This window comes from Falsiruegeria litorea R37 (genome assembly GCF_900172225.1).
In the GTDB taxonomy this organism is placed as follows: Bacteria; Pseudomonadota; Alphaproteobacteria; order Rhodobacterales; family Rhodobacteraceae; genus Falsiruegeria; species Falsiruegeria litorea.
Map to the genome: position 1 here is coordinate 1478193 of NZ_FWFO01000001.1, position 22013 is coordinate 1500205.

The following is a 22013-nucleotide window of genomic DNA, read 5'->3' on the forward strand; positions in this document are numbered from 1 at the left end:
CAGGGCTTCCCCGGCGCGCTTTTTCGAATTTGCGGTCTATGCAAGGGCAGGGGAGGCTCCCGCCCGTCGTCAATTTTTCCTTGCGGAAAAACCTCCTCCCGTTGGGCCGGGCCGCGCTTCGCGCGGCGGGTTGCGTTTGGCCAGCGACCGTTGAGAGTTGGCTACTTAGGGCGCGTTGCGTTGTGAGGGGGCTGTCAGAAAAGCCTCGGTCGGTGATGCGACCTGATGCTGCGACTTGGCGGCTGCGGCCCACCACAGAAGTTGCTGAAAGCTGCGTCCAAAGTACCCGGTCCAGCGATCTGCATCCACGTCTTCGGCAAAGTTTCCGTCCGGCGTCAGCACGTCTTGGGCATGAGGGATGTGGATCATGGCTGAGATCGGCAAACAGCCAAGCTCGCTGAGATAGGTGCGCATGTTCACTGCCGCCCGCGCACCGCCCCATTGACCTGCGGAATAGGTCACGATGGTGCTTGGTTTGTAGGAAAACAGTGAGCTGCCGAAATGGTTGAGCAAATCAGCCAAGGCGGGGCTCATGGAATGGTTGTACTCGGGGCTGACCATGACATAGCTGTCGGCTGCTTCGATCTTTTGCGCCAAGGCCTCCATCTCGGCCGGAACCTGCGACGGGGCATAAGCAAAGTGAGGTTTGAAGCGGCGGGCGAAGTCGTAGTCCAGCGGGTCGATCAGTTCCGCGGCTGCTCCGGCCTCGGTCAACACGCGCGCGCAGGCCGTGGCCACCCGCGCGCCCAGGCGTCTGGGGCGTGGCGGGCTGCTGTCACGGGTGGATCCCAAGAATACGAGGGTTGTCATGCTCTCTTCACCCGTCTGCTGGATTGGTTACTTGAAGTTCCGGCTTTCCTTGATCTGGTCCCAGGCCCAGACGACTTCTTGTAGCTGTTCTTCCTGGCTGCGGTCGCCGCCGTTCATGTCAGGGTGCAGCACCTTGATCAGCTTCTTGTAGGCCTTGCGCACCTCGGCTTTGGTCCAGCTGTCTTTCGCCTCGAGAATTTCGATGGCGCGACGCTCGGTGGGGGGCAGGCGTTTGCCGCCACCGCCGCCGGTGCGGCCTTTGTTCTGGGTGCCGTTAGCGCCCAATACCTGATGCGGGTCCTCGATGCCCAGACGGGCCCAGGCGCGCGCTTCGGGGTCGCCCATCGGTTTGGTCTCGCGTTCCCAGACCTTGTCCTTGGATTGCTGCGCGTTCAGCTCGGCCTCGGTTGTGCCGTCAAAGAAGTTCCATTTGAGATTGTATTCGCGCACGTGCTGCTGGCAGAACCAGTAGAAATCATCCAGAACGTCCGGCGCTTTGGGCGCGCGGAACTTGCCTGCTTCCTCGCAGCCAGGATGTTCGCAGACGCGCACCGATGTTTCGGATGCACCCGACATGCCCCGACGTCCGCGCGGGTTCTTTTTCTTTGCGGAGGAGACAGACATATCGAACCCAAAGGGATCTGACTTAGCCATGATGGATACCTTTCGAACGCAACTTCTCGACTCGGAGGCCAGAGTTTAATCTAAGTGGCGGCAGATAGAAGAGGGCACGGTGAAAAAATCCGTGACAACAGGAAAGAAGACGCCAATGAGCATGACAGAAGAGATCCGCAATCGGCTGGAAACCGCCTTTAGTCCAACCGAGTTGGAGGTCGTGGACGACAGCGAGAGCCACCGCGGCCACGCAGGATACCAAGAGGGTGGTGAAAGCCATTTCAACGTTCGAATCCGGGCCGCCGCTTTCGAAGGACAGTCACGTGTGGCACGTCACCGCGCGGTTCACGCAGCTTTGGGCGACGTTGTGCCGCGCATTCACGCCTTGGCCCTGGACATTGACGTTTAGTCCCGTTTGACCGTCTCGTCAGGCTCGGCGTCTTCGTCGGTCTGACGCTCGGCTCGGGCTTTGAGCGCTTCGGTCATTCCGGCCACGTCGCTCAATTCCTCGACGCCATTGTCCTTGAGCATCCGCTCGGCGCCGCTGGCCATGGGCGGGTCATTCACCTCTGCCGAAAGCGGCGCGGGGGCCTCAATCGGGGCAGGCTCGGACATCGGGCCGGGCACGGCAGTAGCGACAACCTCGTCTTTGTCTGTTGTGATGGCACCAATGGCGCGACGGAACACCAGGACATTGCGCCAGTTCTGCACCGATCCAGTCAAGCCCGAGCGTTCGTCACTGGGCAGCAACTCGGCCCGCTGAAACTCCCACCCGTCGGCGCCCATCTGGTTGAGCAGTTGTTCGACGGTCAGAGCAAAGCGCCCCTCGGGCGTTTTCACGCCTTTGGCTTTGGTGCCTTTGGAGGGCGCTGGAACGACTTTGTATTCGTAGCGGTGCATGATGTTTCCCGGAACTTCGTGTCGCGGCAATCTAGCAGGTTAACGCAAAGGTGAAAGACCTGTTCGCGGGGAAATCGTCGGGCTAAGGTCACTTAAGGCAAGGTACAAGGCAAAGCTGCGGGCAGGGGTATGATGCGAATATGTGGCTGTTTTCAGGGCGGTCTGGTGATCGGTGCGCTGATGTTGCTGCAAGCCTGCGCAGGTGCGCCGCTGGATCAGGAGACATCCGTCAGCCAAGTGCGACAGGCGCCTCAATCAACGCTTGTCCAGGCCGCGCGTGGTCTGTCGCGCGGGCAGGCGGGGTTTGTGCCGCTTTCTGACGGGGATCAGGCGCTTGGCGCGCGGTTGCGGTTGATCGAAGGGGCGCAGGATACGCTGGACCTTCAGTATTTTCTGATGAAGCCCGATCTCGGCGGTGCCTTGATTGCCGATGCGCTGCTGCGGGCCGCGGACCGGGGCGTTCGTGTGCGGTTTCTGCTGGATGATTTCTTTACCACCGTGGACGACAGCAGCCTTGCTCTGATTGATGCGCATGACAACATCGCGGTCCGCATCTACAACCCGGCGGCGCGGCCCTGGCCAAAACCGGTGGGCATGACGTTGGAGTTCTCGCGCATTAACCGGCGTATGCACAACAAGTCTTTTACCGCCGACCAGGCCTTTGCCATCATCGGCGGGCGCAATATTGCGGACGAGTATTTCCAGCTCAACACCAGTTCCGAGTTCGCCGATTTCGATCTGCTGGTGGTTGGGCCACCGGTCGCCGAGATCGGTCAAGAGTTCGACCGGTATTGGAACGACGGTTGGGCCGTTCCCCTGAGCAGCCTATATGACCCTGCAACTGCGCAGGAATTGCGTGAGGCCCGGAACGAATTGACCGCAGAGCTGAAACCGGCGCGCCAAGTCTATGATGATGCGGTCGAAAATCGCTACATCCGGCAAATCGGCACCTCGGCGGTTCCGCTTTATCGCGGGCGGGCCGAGCTGGTGGTCGATCCGCCGCAAAAGCTCAAGCAGCCGGTACGCGGTGGCCCCAGACCCCTGGCCGAAACCTTGCTGGCGCGGATGCGCGATGCGAAGCGCGAGGTTATTCTGCTGACGCCCTATTTCGTGCCCGAAGACTACGGTGCGCGACTGCTGTCCGATCTGGCGCAACGCGGGGTGCGGGTGCGGATCGTCACCAATTCTCTGGCTGCGACCAACCATGCCTATGTTCATGCCGGATACCGCAGACATCGCACGGACCTGCTGAAGGCGGGTGTCGAGCTTTATGAATTGCGGGCGGATTCGCTGCAAGAACTGGGGCTGGTCCCGGCCGAGTCCGAGATCGGCGTCGTGATGCACACCAAGCTGGCGGTGATCGACGAAACGGTGTTTGTCGGCTCGCTGAACCTGGATCCTCGGTCAATCAAACAGAACACCGAGTTGGGGCTTTTCATGGCAAGCCAGGGCTTTGCGCGTGACATCCTGGCCGACCTGGATCAGGGGCTTGCCGACTATACCTATCGCATTGTGTTAGACGGCGATGAACGGGTGCAGTGGCGTTATGAGCAGCCCGACATGATCACGGTGAAACAGCAAGAGCCAGGCGTCACGTTCTGGAAACAACTGGTGGTGGGCATCACCGCGCTGCTGCCGGTCGAGCAGCAGCTTTAGGGACAGTGTTCCGGGAGAGATTCTGAAAGCGCTGAACTTGTTCAGATATTTCAGTAAAGAGCCGCAGGTTCCAAGGTGCCGCCTTGGAGGCGGTATGGAACAAGTTCGAATGACAGCGCGCAAAGAAGAAGGCGGCGCAAAAGCACCGCCTTTTCCAAAAAGTTGACGCTTTGACTGATCAGCAGTTACTCGCCCAGCTTCTGCGCCACCAGTTGGTTGACCGCCTTGGGGTTGGCCTTGCCGCCGGTGGCTTTCATCACCTGACCCACGAACCAACCCGCCAGCTTGGGGTTCACCTTGGCCTTTTCAACCTGTGCGGGGTTGGCCGCGATGATCTCGTCCAGGGCGGCCTCGATCGCGCCAGTGTCTGTCACCTGCTTCATGCCGCGCGCCTCGACGATTTCCGCCGGATCGCCACCTTCGGTATAGACGATTTCGAACAGATCCTTGGCGATCTTGCCCGAAATCGCGTCCGAGCTGATCAAGTCGATGATGCCACCCAACTGGGCAGGGGACACGGGGCTGTCGGTGATCTCGTGGTCTTCTTTCTTCAGACGACCAAAAAGCTCGTTGATGACCCAGTTCGCAGCCAGCTTGCCCGAGCGGTCCTGCGCCACCTCTTCGAAATAGGCCGCCGATTCCACTTCGGCCGTCAGGACCGAGGCGTCATAATCGGTCAGGCCAAAGTCCGCGATGAAACGCGCTTTTTTGGCGTCGGGCAGTTCCGGCAGGTTGTTCGCGATGTCATCGACCCAGGCCTGTTCAATTTCAAGCGGCAGCAGGTCAGGATCGGGGAAGTAGCGGTAATCATGCGCTTCTTCTTTGGACCGCATCGAGCGGGTTTCGCCCTTGTCCGGGTCATACAGGCGGGTTTCCTGATCGACCTTGCCACCACCTTCGACGATGGCGATCTGACGGCGGGCTTCGACCTCGATCGCTTGCTGGATAAAGCGCATCGAGTTCATGTTCTTGATTTCGCAACGGGTGCCCAGATGCGAGAAGTCCTGTGTTTCCTGGTACTTTTCGTACTGACCGGGACGACAGATCGACACGTTCACGTCCGCGCGCAGGTTGCCGTTCTGCATGTTGCCGTCGCAGGTGCCCAAGTAGCGCAGGATCTGGCGCAGCTTGGCGATATAGGCGGCGGCCTCTTCAGGGCCACGAATGTCAGGGCGGCTGACGATCTCCATCAGGCAAACGCCGGTACGGTTGAGGTCAACGAAAGACATGTTGGGGTCCATGTCGTGGATCGACTTGCCTGCGTCCTGCTCCATGTGGATACGCTCGATCCGAACCAGACGCGCGGTGCCGTCGCCAATTTCAACCAGCACTTCGCCTTCGCCCACGATGGGGTGGTAGAGCTGGGAGATCTGATAACCCTGCGGCAGGTCGGGGTAGAAATAGTTCTTGCGGTCAAACGCGGATTTCAGGTTGATGTCGGCCTTCAGCCCCAGACCGGTACGCACCGCCTGTTCGACACAATATTCGTTGATCACGGGCAGCATGCCGGGCATGGCCGCGTCCACAAACGCCACGTTCGAGTTCGGCTCGGCCCCGAATTGGGTCGACGCGCCGGAAAACAGCTTGGCGTTGGATGAAACCTGTGCATGCACCTCCATCCCGATCACCAGTTCCCAATCGTGTTTGGCTCCGGCGATGGTTTTGACTTTGGGTGTCTCGTAGGTCAGGTCCAGCATGGGTGTGCCTCTTGTCCGCAAGGTATCCTGCGCGTTCTAGGGGAGGTCGGCTGGGGGGGCAAGAGGGCTTGTGGGTTTGACTGGGCTCTGGGACGTCAGGCCTCGACCCTGGGGCCGTCGGGGGTAAAGGTCACACGCAGGCCGCGGCTGATTTCGTCGCGAAACAGATCTGCAATCACGTGTAAAGCATCCGAGCGGCCGCGGGCCGCAAACCGGCTGGGAGAAGTGATGCGCGCGTTGTTGTCGAACCCGTCCGCAGCATGCGCCCAGATCAGAGGGTGCAGTTCTGTCATATGGTCACGGATGAGCCAGCGGTCGTTGCTGCAGATCTGAGCCCGCACAAAATCGGCGCCTTCATCCAGCCCCATCCCGTTGCGCAGCGCCACGGCGCAATAGGCGGCCAGCAAGTTGACCATTTCCTGATCAGGGCGCGCCTTGACGATGTCGCGCAGGCCATCGACAAAAAATTCGACATCTACGCGTGCGCAGGCTTCTTCGTCCATGGCGATGGCGTCGAAATAGACCCAAGTGTAGCCACCTGCGCCCCAAATGCTTTGCGTGCGTGAGGCTGTGCGGCGGGCTTCAAGCTCCAACTCGTCATAGCTTCCGAACCAGCGCGGCAACAGCTGTGTGCCCATGGCGCGCATGTGGCGGTGGTTATTGGGGGCAAGGTCGATCAGTCGCTCGTATTCATCCGCCATGCGAACATTCTTGATCCTGCGTCCAGCAAACAGCGCGCATCGCGCGGCTGCCATGAACGGGCTGGTGCGGGTTTCGTGCGCATAAGGCGCCAGCAAATCGGCTGCCCGGTCGAAATGCGCGGCGCAGCGCTCGCGGTTGAGGCGGGGAACGATCGAATCCCAACCGGTGCCACGCCAGGCCCAACCCATGTCCACGTGGGTCAGGGCAACAATCGTCGCAAGCATGGCGTCGCCAGGATGATCCTTTAACACTTCTTCCAGACCGCTGACCCCATCGATAAGGGATGCGGAATTGGCGGGTGCCTCTTCGGCAAGAGCGTGTTCAACGGCCTGAATGACATCAGATCGCGCGCCATAGGCCAACAGATCCGTCACCGGAGTTCCGTTCGGAGCAACCTGTCGGGCGGCATCTGCAGCCGCCATTTCCACAGCCAACTCATCCCAGCGGTCCTGGCGGGCCAGAAACTGGCCGCGGTTCTGACGCTCGCGGGTGAATCGCTCGGCGGCGGAGCGGTTGGAGACCGGGATGCTCAGCCAATCCTCGACCCGGAAAGGGGCTGATTTTGGTGCGTTTGTGGGGGGGGCAGATTGTGTTCGGTTCGGGAGCAGCCCCGCCAGACGGGGCAGAAGGTGACGGGAAAAAAAACGAGGACGATGAAACATTACAGCTCCGAAACGGGTTCTTGAAACTTAGCCCGTTCAAGCTGACGCTAGTTTGCGGCACAATCGTGTCCAAGCTGGGATGTTTCCGGACAGCTTTCTGGGAGTTACGCCACGATACGTGCCACATTCCCTAAAGAATGGTGAAGTGATGACGCTCTACACGCAAGCCGTGTGCTTGCAGGACCTCTTCGAAGGTTCGGTGCGGCGGCAGGCTGTCATAGGGCAGCCGCACACGCTTGTCGGTGGTCAGGTAGACGGTCACACGGACAGAAAAGTCCCACCGCGTGTCAAAGCGCAGATAGTCGATCTCATCCAGACGCACCTCGGCCGAGCGGCGACCGCTGAACCACGACAGGACGTGGTTGTCCAATGTGAGCCCGGCTTTTGCGTCCGTGGCCAAGTCCCACAGGGTCGGAAGGGTGAACAGCGCCAGCCCGGCCATGATCCACCAGGCCGCGTTGAACAGGATGACCAAGGCAATCAGACCGGCGTAGATTACGGTCAGGATCATTACCGTCTTGGGTTGTCGCTGATGACGCAAGAACGAATAGGGCTCTGTCATCACCGTCCGCCCGCGACGTCCAGGCAAGCGCCGGTGACATATGACGCCTGTTCCGACAGCAGATAGAGCACCGCATCGGCGACTTCTTGTGCAGATCCGGTGCGTTTCATCGGAACCATATGCGACAGGCGCTGTGCCCTGCCGGGCTCACCGCCCTTGGCGTGGATGTCGGTTTCGATCAGGCCGGGGCGGATCGCGTTGACGCGGATGTTGTCGGCCGCCACTTCATCGCCCAACCCCTTGGTAAAGATATCGATTGCCGCCTTCGAGGCGGCATAGTCGACATATTGGTTGGCCGATCCCAGGCGCGCTGCGGCGGATGAGATATTGACGATGGCCCCGCCGTTTCCATGCGCCTGCATCCGCAGCACGGCCTCTTTCGCGACCAGTATCGCGCCAATGACGTTGATGTCGAACATCTGACGCAGGCGGTCGTGGGTCAGATCGGTCACCTTGGCGGTCACATCGACAATGCCCGCATTGTTCACCAGCCCGTCGAGGCGGGGAAACGCCTCGTCCACCTCAGCATAGATGCGCGCGATGTCGTCTGGCTGGGCCACGTCGCCCTGGCACAGGATCACTTTCGCACCCGCTGCCTGCGCGGCCTCGGCCACGGTGGCAGCGCCCGCATGATCGCTGCGATAATTCAGCGCCAAGTCATAGCCTTGCTCGGCAGCCAGCCGCGCGGTGGCCGCGCCAATCCCTGCGCTCGCTCCGGTGATTAGAAGGGTTTTGCGCATACATCAGGCCCCCCGAATGCGTGTGATCATTTCGGTTACATCACGTGACAAATCAGGCGTTGCCGCGATCCGATCGAGCTGCACTTTGATCAGGTCTTGGCGCGCCGCGTCATAGCGCCGCCAGGTTTGGAACGCCGAACACATGCGCGCGGTGGTTTGCGGGTTGACCGGATCAAGCCGGATCAACCAGGCGGCCAGCAGCTCATAGGCCGTGCCGCTGGCGTGGTGGAACCCCGGATGGTTCATCGCCAACGCACCAAAGACGGCGCGGAAACGGTTGGGGTTCTTCCAGTTGAAGTCAGGATGCTGGGTCAGGCTGCGCCCGACTGTGGCCGTCTGCTCGGGGTCGGCCAGCGAGACCTGCAGCCCAAACCATTTGTCGATCACCAGACGGTCGTCTTCCCACTGATCATAGAAGGCTTGCAGTTCGGCCTCTCCCTTGCCTGCCTTGATCAGGCACCCAAGCGCCGAGAGCTGCAGGGTCATGTTGTCGGCCTTGGCGTATTCCGATGCGGCCAATGCGCCGCCGTCCAGTCGGGTGATCAGCGACAACGCCGCACCGCCAAGCGCCCGGCGGCCCGATTGGTCGGCATCAGGCTGATAAGGGGACGACACCTGCGCCTCGCCATGCAGACGCGGCAGCAGGTCCTGCATATGCTGCGCTTGCGCCTGGCGCAGGGTTTCGGTTGCGGTCCAGATCGCCTGCGGGTCCGGCGTTGTGCCGCCATCATGTAGCGCGGTCGCCAGCTCGGATTGACCCGGAAGGCCCAGCATCAATGCGCGGTAGGCGGGGTCGAGAGTGTCATCCCGCAACACGGCCTGAACCCCGTCTAGGTATGCCCCCGACGGCGCGGTGCCATCGGTAATCATCGCCAGCAGGGTCTCGCGTGCGAGCGAGCGGCCTGCTTCCCACCGGTTGAACGGGTCGGTGTCATGGGAAAGCAGGAAAGCACGCTCGGCGCTTGTCGTGTCGTGATCAAGAATGACCGGGGCAGAGAAGCCGCGCAGGATCGAGGGCACAGGCTTTGTGCTAAGTCCGTCGAAGGTGAAGCTTTGTTCTTTTTCGGTCAGCTCCAGCACGCGGGTTTGTGCGACCTCATCCCCGTTTTGTCCGAGCAGACCGACAGCCACGGGGATCACCTGCGGTTGTTTGTTGTCTTGTCCGGGCGTGGGTGACGTGGATTGCGACAGGGTCAGGGTATAGGTGCCATCCGCCCAATCCTCGGCCACCTTCACCCGCGGAGTACCGGCTTGGGAATACCAGCGCTTGAACTGGCTCAGGTCGCGGCCGGTGGCGTCTTGGAACACTGCCAGCCAATCCTCGATCGTGGCGGCGTCGCCATCATGGCGCTCGAAATACAGGTCCAGCGCTTTTGCATAGGCGTCATCGCCGACCAGCGTCTTGAGCATGCCGATCACCTCGGCGCCCTTTTCATAGACGGTGGCGGTGTAAAAGTTGTTGATCTCGACAAAGCTATCGGGGCGGACGGAATGCGACAGTGGGCCGTTGTCCTCGGGGAATTGCCGCCCCCGCAGGTCAATCACGTCGCGGATGCGCTTGACCGGCTCGCTGCGCATGTCGGATGTGAACTGCGCGTCGCGGAAAACCGTCAGCCCCTCTTTCAGGCAGAGCTGGAACCAATCGCGGCAGGTGATGCGGTTGCCGGTCCAGTTGTGAAAATACTCATGCGCGATGATCGCCTCGATGCGTTCGAAATTATCGTCGGTGCTGGTCTCGGGCGAGGCAAGAACGCAGGACGAGTTGAAAATGTTCAACCCCTTGTTTTCCATCGCGCCCATGTTGAAATCGTCAACGGCCACGATGTTGAACACATCCAGATCGTATTCGCGGCCATAGACATCTTCGTCCCAGGTCATCGACTTTTTCAACGCCTCCATTCCAAAGGCGCATTTACCCTCGTCGCCGGGGCGGACCCAGATGTTCAGCTCGACCTCCTTGCCCGATTTGGTGGTGAACCGGTCGGGGTGGTTCACCAAGTCCCCGGCCACCAGTGCAAAGAGATAGGCCGGTTTTGGCCATGGGTCATGCCATTCTGCAAAGCCTTCGCCTTGATCGGTAGGGTTGCCGTTGGACAGCAACACCTTTTCCGGCCCGTTGATGCGCACGGTGAATGTGCTCATCACATCCGGCCTATCGGGGTAATAGGTGATCTTGCGGAACCCTTCGGCTTCGCACTGGGTGCAGTACATGCCGTTTGACATATACAGCCCCTCAAGCGCGGTGTTGCCTGCCGGGTCGATCTCGACCTCGGCCTCCCACACAAAGGACGAACTAGGGACGTTACAGGTCAGGCCCTTGTCGGTGGCATCGGGTGTCACGGGCTGGCCGTCGATGCTGGCCCGGATCAGCTTCAGCTCTTCGCCATGCAAAAAGAATGTGTGGTCAGCGGCATCCGGGTTGGGGCTGAATGTGATCCGCGAGGTGACGCGCGTGGCACTGGGGGACAGATCGAATGTCAGATGCACATCGTCAACGGTAAATCCGAAGGGCGAGTAATCCTTGAGGTAGATCGTGGTCGGGGCAGCGTCGCGCATGGGGGCCTCTGGGTGATGGTGGTTTTGTGACTGACGTTATGGGGTTCGACTTGGGGCCGCAAGCCGGTCCGGATTGCCGCCAATCCGGGCAGGCGATTGTTCGGCGCCATTTGAAACAGCATTCGCTGAAATGGGACAGTTTCGATGTGGCGACAAAAGTTGCCTATCGGAAACTTTCGATCTATCTGGGGCTGCATACAGTTGTACACGGCCGCCAGAGGGAGAGCGCAATGAGTGTCAGAGAAAACCGGGCAGGTTTGCAGGTCGCGTCCGAGTTTGTGGCGTTTGTCGAAGGGCAGGCCTTGCCCGGGACGGGCGTCGAGGCGGGCGATTTCTGGGCGGGGCTGGCGCGCATGATGGCCGAGCTGGGACCAAAGAACCGCGCGTTGCTGGACAAACGCGCCGATATCCAGAGCCGGGTTGACGCCTGGCATCAGGCCAACCGCGATGCGGACGCCGCTGCATACGAGGCGTTTCTGCGAGAGATTGGCTATTTGGTCGAAGAGGGCGAGGCCTTTTCCATCGACACGGCCAATGTGGACCCTGAAATTGCTCATATTCCCGGCCCGCAGCTGGTGGTGCCGATCACCAACGCGCGCTTTGCCCTGAACGCGGCCAATGCCCGGTGGGGCAGCCTTTATGACGCGCTCTATGGTACCGACGCCATGGGCGATCTGCCGTCGGGCGGTGGCTATGACACGGCGCGCGGTGCGCGCGTCATTGCCTGGGCCAAAGGGTTCCTGGACGACGCAGCACCATTGGCCAGTGGGTCGTGGAGCGATGTCGCGGGCTTGAGCGTTGCGGATGGCGCGCTGGTTCCGGCATTGGCAGATGCAGGCGCTTTTGTAGGGTATGGCGGGGCGGCGGATAAGCCGGATTTTGTTCTGATCAAGAACAACGGGCTGCACATACAGATCATGATCGACGCAAGCTCGAACATCGGATCCAGCGATCCGGCGGGCATTGCGGACGTGCGTTTGGAATCGGCGCTGTCGACCATCATGGACTGCGAAGACTCGGTTGCTGCTGTTGACGCCGAAGACAAGGCGCTGGCCTATGGCAACTGGCTGGGCTTGATGAGGGGCGATCTGGCCGAAGAGGTGACCAAGGGCGGATCGACCTTTACCCGCACCCTGTCCGACGACCTGAGCTATACCGCCCCTGACGGAAGTGCTGGCCTGCTCAAGGGCCGCTCGCTGATGCTGGTGCGCAACGTTGGTCACCTGATGACCAACCCTGCGGTGCTGGATGGCGAAGGCAATGAGGTGGGCGAGGGGCTGCTCGATGCGCTTTGCACCACGATGATCGCGATGCATGACCTGCAGCGCGAAGGCGGCAACTCGGTCCACGGGTCGGTCTATGTGGTGAAGCCCAAGATGCACGGGCCTGAAGAGGTCGCCTTGTCGGTCGAGATCTTTGACATGGTCGAAGACATCCTGGGCCTGCCGTGCAACACCGTAAAGCTGGGCATCATGGATGAGGAACGCCGCACCTCGGTGAACCTCAAGGAATGTATCCGCGCCGCGAAATCCCGCGTGGCCTTTATCAACACCGGGTTCCTGGACCGCACCGGGGATGAAATCCACACCTCGATGGAAGCAGGCCCGATGCTGCCCAAGGGCGACATCAAGAACACGCCTTGGATTGCATCCTACGAAGATCGAAATGTCGACATCGGTCTGGCTTGTGGCCTGAAGGGTCGCGCGCAGATCGGCAAGGGCATGTGGGCCATGCCCGACCGCATGGGCGAAATGCTTGACGCCAAGATCGGCCACCCGCAGTCGGGTGCGACCTGTGCCTGGGTGCCGTCGCCGACCGCCGCGACCCTGCACGCGACGCATTATCACAAGGTTGATGTGTTGGCGCGTCAGGACGAACTGGCCGCAGGCGGGGCACGTGGCACGCTGGCTGATCTGCTGACTGTTCCGCTGCTTGGCGGGCGCAACCTGAGTGACGAAGAGATCACGCGCGAGATCGAGAACAACGCGCAGGGCATCCTGGGCTATGTGGTGCGTTGGGTCGATCAGGGCGTCGGTTGCTCCAAAGTGCCAGACATCAACGATGTTGGCCTGATGGAAGACCGGGCCACGTGCCGGATCTCGTCTCAGGCGTTGGCCAACTGGTTGCACCATGGCGTGATCGAAGAAGATCAGGTCATGGACGCGATGCAAAAGATGGCCGCCGTGGTTGATGAGCAAAATGCAGGTGACGCTGAATATCGCGCAATGGCACCCGGTTTTGACGGAATCGCGTTTCAGGCGGCCTGCGATCTGGTGTTCAAGGGGCGCGTGCAACCTTCGGGTTACACAGAGCCAGTATTGCATGCACGACGTCTGGAGCTGAAGGCCAGCTTGAGCGCGTGAAGACAAATGGGGGGCGAGGCCAAGCCTCGCTCCCTGAACAAGGGAAGCAAAGGGAATAGCAGGGATGGCACTTTCACTGAGACGGGCGCGGACCATCATCCGCAAGGCGCTGGAAAAAGGCCGTGAGATGGAGCTTAAGCCGCTTTCGGTTGTGGTTCTGGACGCCGGCGGTCATGTTCAGGCGTTTGAACGTGAGGATGGCGCGGCGCCGGGTCGGTTCGCGATTGCGCATGGCAAGGCCTATGGCTCGGTCATGTTGGGCATGGCCGGTACAGCGCAGATGGCGCGGGCCGAGGGGCAGGCCTATTTTATGGCGGCTGTGAACGGCGTTTATGGTGGTCAGGTCATCCCGGTGCCGGGCGGCGTGCTGGTGCGCGACAAAAAGGGCACCGTGATCGGCGCTGTGGGCGTGACCGGCGACACATCGGACAACGACGCGACGGCCGCTCTGGCTGCGATCGAAGCGGTTGGGCTGACCGGCGAGGTCTAAATCACACCTTGTGCGTCATTGAACAATGACCTGCGCCATGGTGCAGGTCGTGCGCTGTTGCAGAGGTTTGATCTGCTCGGTAGGTTTGCCCCTGACGCACAGCCTAGGGAGACCCCATGTCGCGACCGGTCGTTGGTATCATCGGCAACTCATATCTGATGAATGATCAATATCCCACCCATGCGGGCGGGACCATGAACTCGGACGCGGTGGCCAATGTGGCCGGCTGTATTCCCTTGCTGATCCCGGCAGACCCCCGGTTCCTGTCCGTGGACGAGCTGCTGGAGACATGCGACGGCTTTCTACTGACCGGTGGTCGCCCCAATGTGCACCCCGAAGAATATGGCGAGCCCGAAACCGAAGCCCATGGCGCGTTTGACCGGGCGCGTGATGCCATTGTGTTGCCGCTGGTGCGGGCCTGTGTCGAACGCGGCCAGCCGTTTCTGGGCATCTGCCGCGGGTTCCAAGAGGTGAACGTCGCAATGGGTGGCACGCTCTATCCCGAAATCCGCGATCTGCCGGGCCGCATGAACCACCGGATGCCCCCGGACGGCACGCTGGAAGAGAAATTTGCCCTGCGCCACACGGTCGAAATGTCCGAGAACGGCCCGTTCCATCGCCTGTTCGGCGCGCAAGAGGTGATGACCAACACGCTCCACGGACAGGGGATCAAGCGCCCCGGTGCGCGGATCGTGATCGACGGCTACGCCCCCGATGGCACGCCTGAGGCGATCTATGTCAAGGACGCGCCGGGGTTCACCCTGTCGGTGCAATGGCATCCTGAATGGGACGCGGCCAATGATCCGGTGTCGCGCCCGTTGTTTCAGGCGTTTGGGGATGCGGTGCGGTCCTGGGCCTGCGCGGGCAAGGGGCCATCGCTGCAAAAATCGGCGTAAGTTACGCGGCAAGCACGCGGGCCTCATGCGCCCGCAGACACAACCGCGCGGTTTCGCCAAAGGCGCCGTGATGGCTGCGCAGTTCCGGAAAGATCGAGAACATCTCGGCCCGGCTTTGGCCGGTCAGGGCGTCAAGCGCGGCGTCGCCTGGAAAAAAGCTCTCGGTCGGTGCGCCATTGGCATAGATCACCTCGTGCTGGTCCAGCATCAGATGCATGTAGGTGACATCTCCGCCTTCGATGCGACGTGCACCGGGGTTGCTCAGCAGATGTTGTGCCGCAACCAGAACCTCGCTGTCTCCAAACAACATCTGCGCGCGTGACCCTGACCACAGCATCCGATGCTGCGGCGAGACCAAAAGCGGCGCGGTTGCGCCCTGCAGCAGGGACTGGTGCAATTCGATGGGGGCGTTGGTGCCGGTGGCCTCTACCGTCTTTTGTCCAATCCAGCGCAGCGGTTGCGGGCCGTTGTCGCGGGTCACGATCAGATCCCCGGGGCGCAGATCCTCAATCAGACGCGGACCGTGGACGGTGTCGATCAACGTGCCGGGGGTAAAGCAGATGATGCGCTCGATGTTCTGGAAGGTGACGATGGAGCCGTCTGTCATCTCGACCGTGCCGGCCAGATCACCGGGCGTGGTCGAAGTGAAGTTCAGCGTGCCATCGACGGCCAACCCGTTGAAGTCCAGCAGATCGCCGTCGGTTTCATCGCCTTCGCCACCGTCAATCTGGATATCGGCGCTGCCCGTCTCGCCCAGATCGGTCAGCACAAAGGTGTCATCGCCTTCACCGCCCTGAACCGTGTCGCCCTGAGCGGTGTTCAAGGTGTCATTGCCTGCGCCCCCGTCCGCGGCATCTGCGCCCTGGCCGCCGCTCAGAACGTCGTCACCGCCCTCGCCAAACAGGGTATCGCTGCCTTGCCCTCCAGCGAGGGTATCGTTGCCATCCGTCAGGGGAATTGTTTCAAAGAAAACGTCGCTGACCCAAATCGCCTGGGTGCCATTCAGGGCATTCGAATAGACGATTTCGATGCGGGCAACAGGGCCGTCGATTTCGACGAGAACCGAACCGGCCTGATCGGCTTGTGTTTCACCGGAATCCCCCGCCGTCACGGTGTTGCCCGAAACAGTGTCCGGGTTCCCTGCCGAGCTGTCAGTGGTCAGGGTTACTGCGACCGGATTGCCATCGGCGTCAAAGGCATTGACCGTCACGACGTCGCGGTGATTGCCGGACCCGAAGTCCACGTCGTTGATCCGGAACGAGACGTTTTCCACCTCGCTCTGGACGTCTGCCCCGGTCGCGGCCGAGAAGTCGAGAGTTGTGGTCGATGTGGCCCCGGTGCCGTTACCAAACAGGTACAGCGAGGACTGCTCGTTGAAGGGTTCGTTTGCTCCGACATAGAGCGTGTCAGAGCTTTCGATTGAAAACTCTGAGGAGCCGTTGTTCCGGTCGTCGCTGAAACTCACAGCAACGTTGATGTCGCCAGTGTTCTGGGTGAACCCGCCGGAAACATCGGTTTCATCCGCGGCCTGGGCGTTCCAGCTCAGCGATTCAATAGAGCGATCCCCGTAAAGGATGTCATCACCCTGGTTGCCGCGCAGGATGTCATCGCCGGCACCGCCCAGCAACCAATCGTCGCCCGACAGGCCGCGGATCGTGTCGTCACCCGTAAATCCTAGAACAAGATCGGCATTGTCGGCCGAGTCGTTCAGGCTGCTGCCAAAAACGTCAGTGTAGGTCGGGCCGATAGAGTCATTTCCTAGTGAACCGAAGACGATATTGTCGGGCAGATCAGTCGGAACATCAAACGGAGAGGGGGGCGTATAAGCTGGTGCCGTGATCGTGGAAGCGCTGGTGAGCGTGTCGACTTCGCCAAAGTCGGGAACGAAGTAGACGTTGCCATCCTCAGCAACAAAAAACTGACCCGGTTCCTGTTCATTGGTGAATGTAGTGCCACCATCAATGCCTGTGAACACCCATTGTCCTGCACCAAGTGCGGTTTGAGTGTTGAATTCGGTCCAGGCGCCACTGATGATGTCCGTGGCATTGAGCGTGTTGTCAGCTCCCAAAGAGACAAGGTAACCGAACGGCATGATACTGGTCCTAACTTGGCTTGCGTGTCCAAGTCAGGAGACGCCCGCGCGATATTCTGCAAAACGGGCCTTCTTGGATATTGTGGTAGTCCTTCCGTCCCATTGAACGGTCTAAAAGGGGGTAACGGCAAAAGAAGGGAGGCATTCTGACGAAAACGGGGAGATTTTCAGCAAGTTTGCCACAATTGTTTCCAAATTGGGAACGGTGAGAGAGTAAGCAGGGGAGGCTCCCGTCCGTCGGTCGGGCATCGAAGATGCCCACCTCCCGTTGGGCCGGGCCGCCGCGTTGCACGCGGCGGCTGGCGTTTCGCCGCACTGACTGGGATCAGAAAAAGCGCGGTTTGCCACGGGAGGGACCACGCCGAGCCGAAGGCGAGGCGCCCGGCCCAAGGCCGTTCGCAGAGCTGACGCAGTCAGGTCCGCGCGGGTGCGGGAGCCCTTTCTTTCTGGGAAACACGGCGGACAACACAAAGAAACGCCAGCGGATTTGATGTCCGCTGGCGTCTTAGGTCGCTACAGATGGGATGCGTGTCAGATCAGCAGGTCGAACTCATGGCTCAGCGGCAGGCTGCGCGCGCGTTTGCCCGTCAGATCAAAGAGCGCATTGCCAAGCGCCGGCATTGACGGTGGTGTGCCGGGTTCACCCGCGCCGCCCATGAAGCGGTTGGTTTCCAGGATCTCGATTTCAACCTTGGGCGCGGTGTGCATCCGAAGCGCATCATAGTCGGGAAAGTTCCACTGTTCCACTTCGCCCTCATCAAAGGTGATCTCGCCAAAACAGGCCGCAGACAGTCCGTAGATCAGACCGCTGAACATCTGCGCGCGGACCACATGCGGGTCGATGGCCAGCCCCATGTCACAGGCGATCCAGGCCTTGTTGATGCGGATGGTGCCGTCTTCGTCCACCACCTCGATCACCTGTGCCACCGGTGTACCAAAGCTGTAGGTCATCGCCACGCCACGCCCCACACCATCTGGCGTCTTGCCGGTCCAGTCGGACATGTCGCGTACCTTTTCCAGGCAGCGCGCGGCCACGTCCCACTCGTCGCGAGCATGGTCTAGCCGGAAGTCCAGCGGGTCGCGACCGGCGACATGGGCCAGTTCATCCATGAACGTCTCATGGAAGAACCCATTGTAGCTGTTGCCGACCGAGCGCCAGAAGCCGACTGGGATCTGCAAATCGGCGATATACCCACTCATGCGATAATTGGGCACCGCATAGGGTTGGTTGAAGAACCCCTCGACCAGCACCTTGTCGGGGCCGCCACCTGCCATCCCGGTCAGACGTTCCACCGCCTGTTGTACCGGCGATTGCGCCGCCACATGGCCGTCAATCAACACCGCCTTGCCATCCTTGACCGCACCCCGCAGCCGCGCCATCGCGCCGGGGCGGAAGTAATCGTGGCGCATGTCCTCTTCGCGGGACCAGGTGGTCAGGACCGGAGTGCCAGGCATGGCCATGGCGACCTTGACCGCGACCTCGACAAAGTCCAGCTCCAGCCGACGGCCAAAGCCGCCACCCAGATAGGTGGTGTTCATCTCGACCTGTTCGCTGTCCAACCCGGCCACATAGGCTGCGCGCTGCTGCGCAAAGACCGGCATCTGCGTTCCGGTCCAGACCTGCAGGCCATCGCCGGTCAGATGCGCGGCCGCTGTCATCGGCTCCATCGTGGAGTGCGCCAGATAGGGCGCGGTGTAGTTGGCGCTGATCTCGGTCGCGCCCTCAACGGCTGTATCCACATCGCCATCGTCGCGCATGGTCGAGTTTGGCGCGTCGTCAAAGGCCTTTTCGATCTGTGCGAACACGGCGTCAGTCGTGGGTGGATAGGGGGCGTCTTCCCAATCGATCTCGACCGCTTCAGCGGCCTGAATGACCAACCAGGTGTTGGTGCCGATCACCGCGATGCCGTCATCGACGCTGATGATCTTTTCGACGCCGGGCATGCTCTCGGCCGCACTTGCGTCAAAGGATTTCATCCCACCGCCCAGCTTGGGGTTGCGGCGCACGGTGGCAAACTTCATCCCCGGCAGGCGCACGTCGATGGCAAATTCCGCCGTGCCAGTGGATTTGCCGACCATGTCCAGGCGCGGCTGGCTTCGGCCTAGGATGCGCCATTCAGACGGGTCGCGCAGCGGGGCCTCGATGGGGTCGAGTGCCGCCGTGGCCTCGGCCAGATCGGAGTATGGGATCGTCGTGCCATCGGGCGCGATTACATGACCCGCTTCGGTCTTGAGGTCGTCACGAGAGACGCCAAGGCGGTCTGCGGCGGCCTGTTTGATCGTCTCACGCGCACTCGCCCCGGCCTCGCGCATGCGGACGAAGCCGTCCTTCATCGAAGTCGAGCCGCCAGTGCCGTGCAGCGACAAGGCCCGCCCCAGAACGCCAAGGGCCTCGCCCACGTTGTGTTTGAACTGGCTGGTGTCGTAACCCTTGCCGGGCAGGCCATCCGCCACAAAGGCCGAATTGTAATAGGCCGCCGCCGCCGGGCCGTGCAGGACGTTGACCTGTTCCAGCTCGACATCCAGCTCTTCGGCGATCAGTGCAGCCCAAGAGGTTTTCACACCTTGTCCCATTTCGGCACGGGGCGCGAACAGCGTGATGCCGTTCTGGTCGATCAGCACAAAGGGGTTCAGCGCGGCCTCGCCTTCGCGTGGTTCAAGCGGGTTGGCAGCGGGGCGGGTGACATAATAGGTGCCAAAGGCCACACCGCCGACAATGGCGGCTGATCCGATTAGAAAGGTGCGGCGCAGGATTTTTCCGATACCCATGGATCAGGCCTCCTTCATCTTGCTGGCCGCATCATGGATCGCGGCGCGGATACGTGGATAGGTGCCACAACGGCAGAGGTTGCCTTGCATCGCCTCGTCAATGTCGGTGTCAGTGGGCGAGGGGTTTTCAGCCAGCAGAGAGGCGGCCTGCATGATCTGACCGGATTGACAATAGCCGCATTGCGCCACCTGGTTTTCGACCCAGGCCTGCTGGATGGCGGCCAGGCTGTCGGGGGTGCCGATGCCCTCGATCGTGGTGACGGGGCCGTCTACGTCCGACAGCGGGGTTTGGCAGCTGCGCACCGCCTCGCCGTTGATGTGCACGGTGCAGGCACCACAGGCGGCGACGCCGCAGCCGAACTTGGTTCCGGTCAATCCGACCTCATCCCGCAGCACCCACAACAGGGGCACGTCGTCGGGCAGATCGACCTGATGGGTCTTGCCGTTGATGGTGAGTGTGGTGGCCATGGCGCGTATCTCTCCGCTTCAGCTAGGATGCCTGACATAATTAATGCAAAGTGTCAGTGTGTCAATTGACATTTTGAACAAAAACTGTCAGAGCATGAATCATGAAAGATATCAGCAGTGATCCAAAGCAGCAGGCGATCCTTGGGTCGGCGTTTCAGGCCTTTGCGACTTATGGGTTCCGTAAGACGTCGATGGATGACATCGCGCGCGGAGCGGGCATGTCGCGTCCGGCGCTTTATCAGCACTATCGCAACAAAGAAGACATCTGCCGCAGCCTGGTTCAGCACCATTATGACAAGGCCGCCGCCGCTGTGTCAGAGGCGTTGAGTGCTGAGGGTTCGGTGACAGAGTTGCTGACCGCTGCCATGCTGAAACAGGGCGAGGGCGTTGCGGCGCTGCTGGCCTCTCCGCATGGGATGGAACTGCTGGATGCCAGCTCCAGCATGGCCTCGGATCTTGTTGATTCAGGTGAGGGGGCGTTGCAGGCGCTTTATGCCGATTGGATGACGCAAGAGGCCGCCAAGGGGCGGGTGCGGCTTCCGGGCGAAGCACCTGAGATTGCGGCGACGCTGACCTCCGCGCTCAAGGGCGTGAAAACACACGCCCCTGATTTTGAAATGTACACCGCCCGCGTCAGCCTTTTGGCGGCCATCGCGGGGGCCGGTCTGTCCGTCAAGTAACGCGGTTGCGAACCTTGTATTCGGGGCGGTCCCACAGCTTGTTGTTCATTACATCCGAGATGATCGCCACGGCGGCGCGCACGTCGCCCTCGTCGATGTAAAGCGGGGTGAAGCCGAACCGCATGATGTCGGGTGCGCGGAAATCGCCGATGACGCCGCGCTCAATGATTGCCTGCATCGCAGCATAGCCATCCTCAAAACTGAACGAAACTTGGCTGCCCCGGATTTCCGCATCACGCGGGCTGGCCAGCGTCAGCATCGGGCAGGCGGCTTCGACCTCGGCGATGAAAAGTTCGGTCAGCTCAGTGGATTTGGCGCGCACTTCGTGGATGTCGGCCATGTCCCAGACATCCATCGCGGTTTCCAGTGCAGTCATCTGAATGACTGGCGGGGTGCCGACGCGCATCCGCTCGATGCCCGACCCGGGACGATAATCAAGATCAAAGGCAAAGGGAGCCTCATGCCCAAGCCATCCCGACAAGGCCGGGCGCACCTGGTTTGCGTGGCGTGGGGAGACATAGATGAACGCCGGCGCGCCGGGGCCACCGTTGAGATATTTGTAAGTGCAGCCAACCGCGAAGTCGGCGTTGCAGCCTGACAGATCGACAGGCACGGCTCCGGCGGTATGGGCCAGATCCCAGACAGTGATGACGCCGTTGGCATGGGCCTTTTGCGTCAGCGCCTTCATGTCGTGTTTGCGCCCGGTGCGGTAATCCACCTCGGTAATCATCATGACGGCCACATCATCGGTGAGGTTGTCCGCCACCGCCTCGGGGTCGACCACGCGCAGCTCATAACCCTCTCCAAGCGAGCGCAGCAGGCCATCGGCCATGTAAAGGTCGGTGGGGAAGTTGCCGTTGTCCGAGAGCACAACCTTGCGGCCAGGGTTCAGTTCCAGCGCCGAGGCAACCGCCTGATAGACCTTGATCGACAGGGTGTCGCCCATGACGACGCTGCCGGGTTCTGCCCCGATCAGTTTGCCGACACGGTCGCCCAGATTGGTTGGCTTGGCCATCCAGCCCGCTTTGTTCCAGCCGGTGATCAGCAGCTTGCCCCATTCTTCGGTCATCATGTTCTGGACGCGGGCACCCGCAGCCTTGGGCAGGGGGCCCAGGGAATTGCCGTCCAGATAGATCACGCCCTCGGGCAGCTCGAACATGGCCTTGGTGGCAGCGAAGTCGGTCATGATGGCCTCTCACATATATTTTAAGCTTGAAGTATCTTGGGGCGTGGGTACAGCAGAACCATCACCCCTGTCCAGCTTTTGTGTTCACAAAACAGGGATTTGCAAGCCTGGTACACCTTGTGTTTGGACTGTGATATGCAAGAAAATCTATTTTTCCTATAGGTTTATG

At 60.9% G+C, this 22013-nt stretch carries 18 protein-coding genes; 6 read left to right on the forward strand and 12 right to left on the reverse strand.

All coding sequences use genetic code 11. From position 1 onward, the window contains the following. Positions 1 to 165 precede the first annotated feature (165 nt). Together TRL7639_RS07320 and TRL7639_RS07325 are read right to left on the reverse strand one after the other, a co-directional pair. The gene (locus TRL7639_RS07320; protein WP_085795075.1) at positions 166 to 810 is read right to left on the reverse strand and encodes an NADPH-dependent FMN reductase; all 645 of its coding nucleotides are present in this window, start codon (positions 808 to 810) and stop codon (positions 166 to 168) included. 27 nt (positions 811 to 837) lie between these two features. Continuing rightward, entirely contained in the window at positions 838 to 1464 is a 627-nt protein-coding gene (locus TRL7639_RS07325) for a DnaJ domain-containing protein (protein WP_085795076.1), read from the reverse strand. Between the two features lie 115 nt (positions 1465 to 1579). Between TRL7639_RS07325 and TRL7639_RS07330 the strand changes: the two genes are divergently transcribed. Further along, positions 1580 to 1834, forward strand: coding sequence for a BolA family protein (locus TRL7639_RS07330; protein ID WP_085795077.1), 255 nt, complete (start codon positions 1580 to 1582; stop codon positions 1832 to 1834). On the opposite strand, the gene TRL7639_RS07335 is transcribed toward TRL7639_RS07330, so the two are convergent. Continuing rightward, positions 1831 to 2325 carry a DUF4177 domain-containing protein gene (locus TRL7639_RS07335; RefSeq protein ID WP_085795078.1) on the reverse strand — a complete coding sequence of 165 codons (495 nt, stop codon included), beginning with the start codon at positions 2323 to 2325 and terminating at the stop codon, positions 1831 to 1833. The two genes, TRL7639_RS07330 and TRL7639_RS07335, sit on opposite strands and share 4 nt — an antisense overlap. Before the next feature lie 129 nt (positions 2326 to 2454). On the opposite strand from TRL7639_RS07335, the gene TRL7639_RS07340 reads away from it, so the two are divergent. Next, a complete protein-coding gene (locus TRL7639_RS07340) occupies positions 2455 to 3981 on the forward strand; it encodes a phospholipase D-like domain-containing protein (protein WP_085795079.1) in 1527 nt (508 codons plus the stop codon). Between the two features lie 185 nt (positions 3982 to 4166). On the opposite strand, the gene gatB is transcribed toward TRL7639_RS07340, so the two are convergent. From gatB to pepN, 5 genes are all read right to left on the reverse strand, one after another. Continuing rightward, the gene (gatB, locus tag TRL7639_RS07345) at positions 4167 to 5678 is read right to left on the reverse strand and encodes an Asp-tRNA(Asn)/Glu-tRNA(Gln) amidotransferase subunit GatB (protein WP_085795080.1); all 1512 of its coding nucleotides are present in this window, start codon (positions 5676 to 5678) and stop codon (positions 4167 to 4169) included. Between the two features lie 95 nt (positions 5679 to 5773). Further along, complete coding sequence (locus tag TRL7639_RS07350; RefSeq protein ID WP_085795081.1) at positions 5774 to 7042, reverse strand: hypothetical protein; 1269 nt, start codon at positions 7040 to 7042, stop codon at positions 5774 to 5776. 130 nt (positions 7043 to 7172) lie between these two features. Then, a complete protein-coding gene (locus tag TRL7639_RS07355) occupies positions 7173 to 7604 on the reverse strand; it encodes a hypothetical protein (protein WP_085795082.1) in 432 nt (143 codons plus the stop codon). Next, positions 7604 to 8344 carry an SDR family oxidoreductase gene (locus TRL7639_RS07360; protein WP_085795083.1) on the reverse strand — a complete coding sequence of 247 codons (741 nt, stop codon included), beginning with the start codon at positions 8342 to 8344 and terminating at the stop codon, positions 7604 to 7606. Before TRL7639_RS07360 ends, TRL7639_RS07355 begins: the two co-directional genes overlap by 1 nt. A 3-nt stretch (positions 8345 to 8347) precedes the next feature. After that, positions 8348 to 10900, reverse strand: coding sequence for an aminopeptidase N (gene pepN / locus TRL7639_RS07365; protein WP_085795084.1), 2553 nt, complete (start codon positions 10898 to 10900; stop codon positions 8348 to 8350). A gap of 230 nt (positions 10901 to 11130) precedes the next feature. Here pepN and TRL7639_RS07370 point away from each other — a divergent pair, with 230 nt between their 5' ends. From TRL7639_RS07370 to TRL7639_RS07380, 3 genes are all read left to right on the forward strand, one after another. Then, entirely contained in the window at positions 11131 to 13263 is a 2133-nt protein-coding gene (locus TRL7639_RS07370; protein WP_085796302.1) for a malate synthase G, read from the forward strand. A gap of 64 nt (positions 13264 to 13327) precedes the next feature. Beyond that, the gene (locus tag TRL7639_RS07375) at positions 13328 to 13753 is read left to right on the forward strand and encodes a GlcG/HbpS family heme-binding protein (RefSeq protein WP_085795085.1); all 426 of its coding nucleotides are present in this window, start codon (positions 13328 to 13330) and stop codon (positions 13751 to 13753) included. 116 nt (positions 13754 to 13869) lie between these two features. After that, entirely contained in the window at positions 13870 to 14649 is a 780-nt protein-coding gene (locus TRL7639_RS07380; RefSeq protein WP_085795086.1) for a gamma-glutamyl-gamma-aminobutyrate hydrolase family protein, read from the forward strand. A 1-nt stretch (position 14650) separates the two neighbouring features. Here TRL7639_RS07380 and TRL7639_RS07385 read toward each other — a convergent pair whose 3' ends face one another. The 3 genes from TRL7639_RS07385 to TRL7639_RS07395 all read right to left on the reverse strand — a co-directional run bounded on the left by TRL7639_RS07385 (position 14651) and on the right by TRL7639_RS07395 (position 19978). Beyond that, positions 14651 to 16741: a Hint domain-containing protein gene (locus tag TRL7639_RS07385; protein ID WP_085795087.1), complete on the reverse strand. Its 2091-nt coding sequence runs from the start codon at positions 16739 to 16741 to the stop codon at positions 14651 to 14653. Positions 16742 to 17272: 531 nt separating this feature from the next. Next, a complete protein-coding gene (locus TRL7639_RS07390) occupies positions 17273 to 19510 on the reverse strand; it encodes a xanthine dehydrogenase family protein molybdopterin-binding subunit (RefSeq protein ID WP_085795088.1) in 2238 nt (745 codons plus the stop codon). A 3-nt stretch (positions 19511 to 19513) separates the two neighbouring features. Then, entirely contained in the window at positions 19514 to 19978 is a 465-nt protein-coding gene (locus TRL7639_RS07395; protein WP_085795089.1) for a (2Fe-2S)-binding protein, read from the reverse strand. A 101-nt stretch (positions 19979 to 20079) separates the two neighbouring features. On the opposite strand from TRL7639_RS07395, the gene TRL7639_RS07400 reads away from it, so the two are divergent. Further along, entirely contained in the window at positions 20080 to 20658 is a 579-nt protein-coding gene (locus TRL7639_RS07400; RefSeq protein ID WP_085795090.1) for a TetR/AcrR family transcriptional regulator, read from the forward strand. Here the strand turns inward: TRL7639_RS07400 and kynU are convergent. Beyond that, entirely contained in the window at positions 20651 to 21844 is a 1194-nt protein-coding gene (gene kynU, locus TRL7639_RS07405) for a kynureninase (protein ID WP_085795091.1), read from the reverse strand. The genes TRL7639_RS07400 and kynU overlap by 8 nt on opposite strands. Positions 21845 to 22013 lie beyond the last annotated feature (169 nt).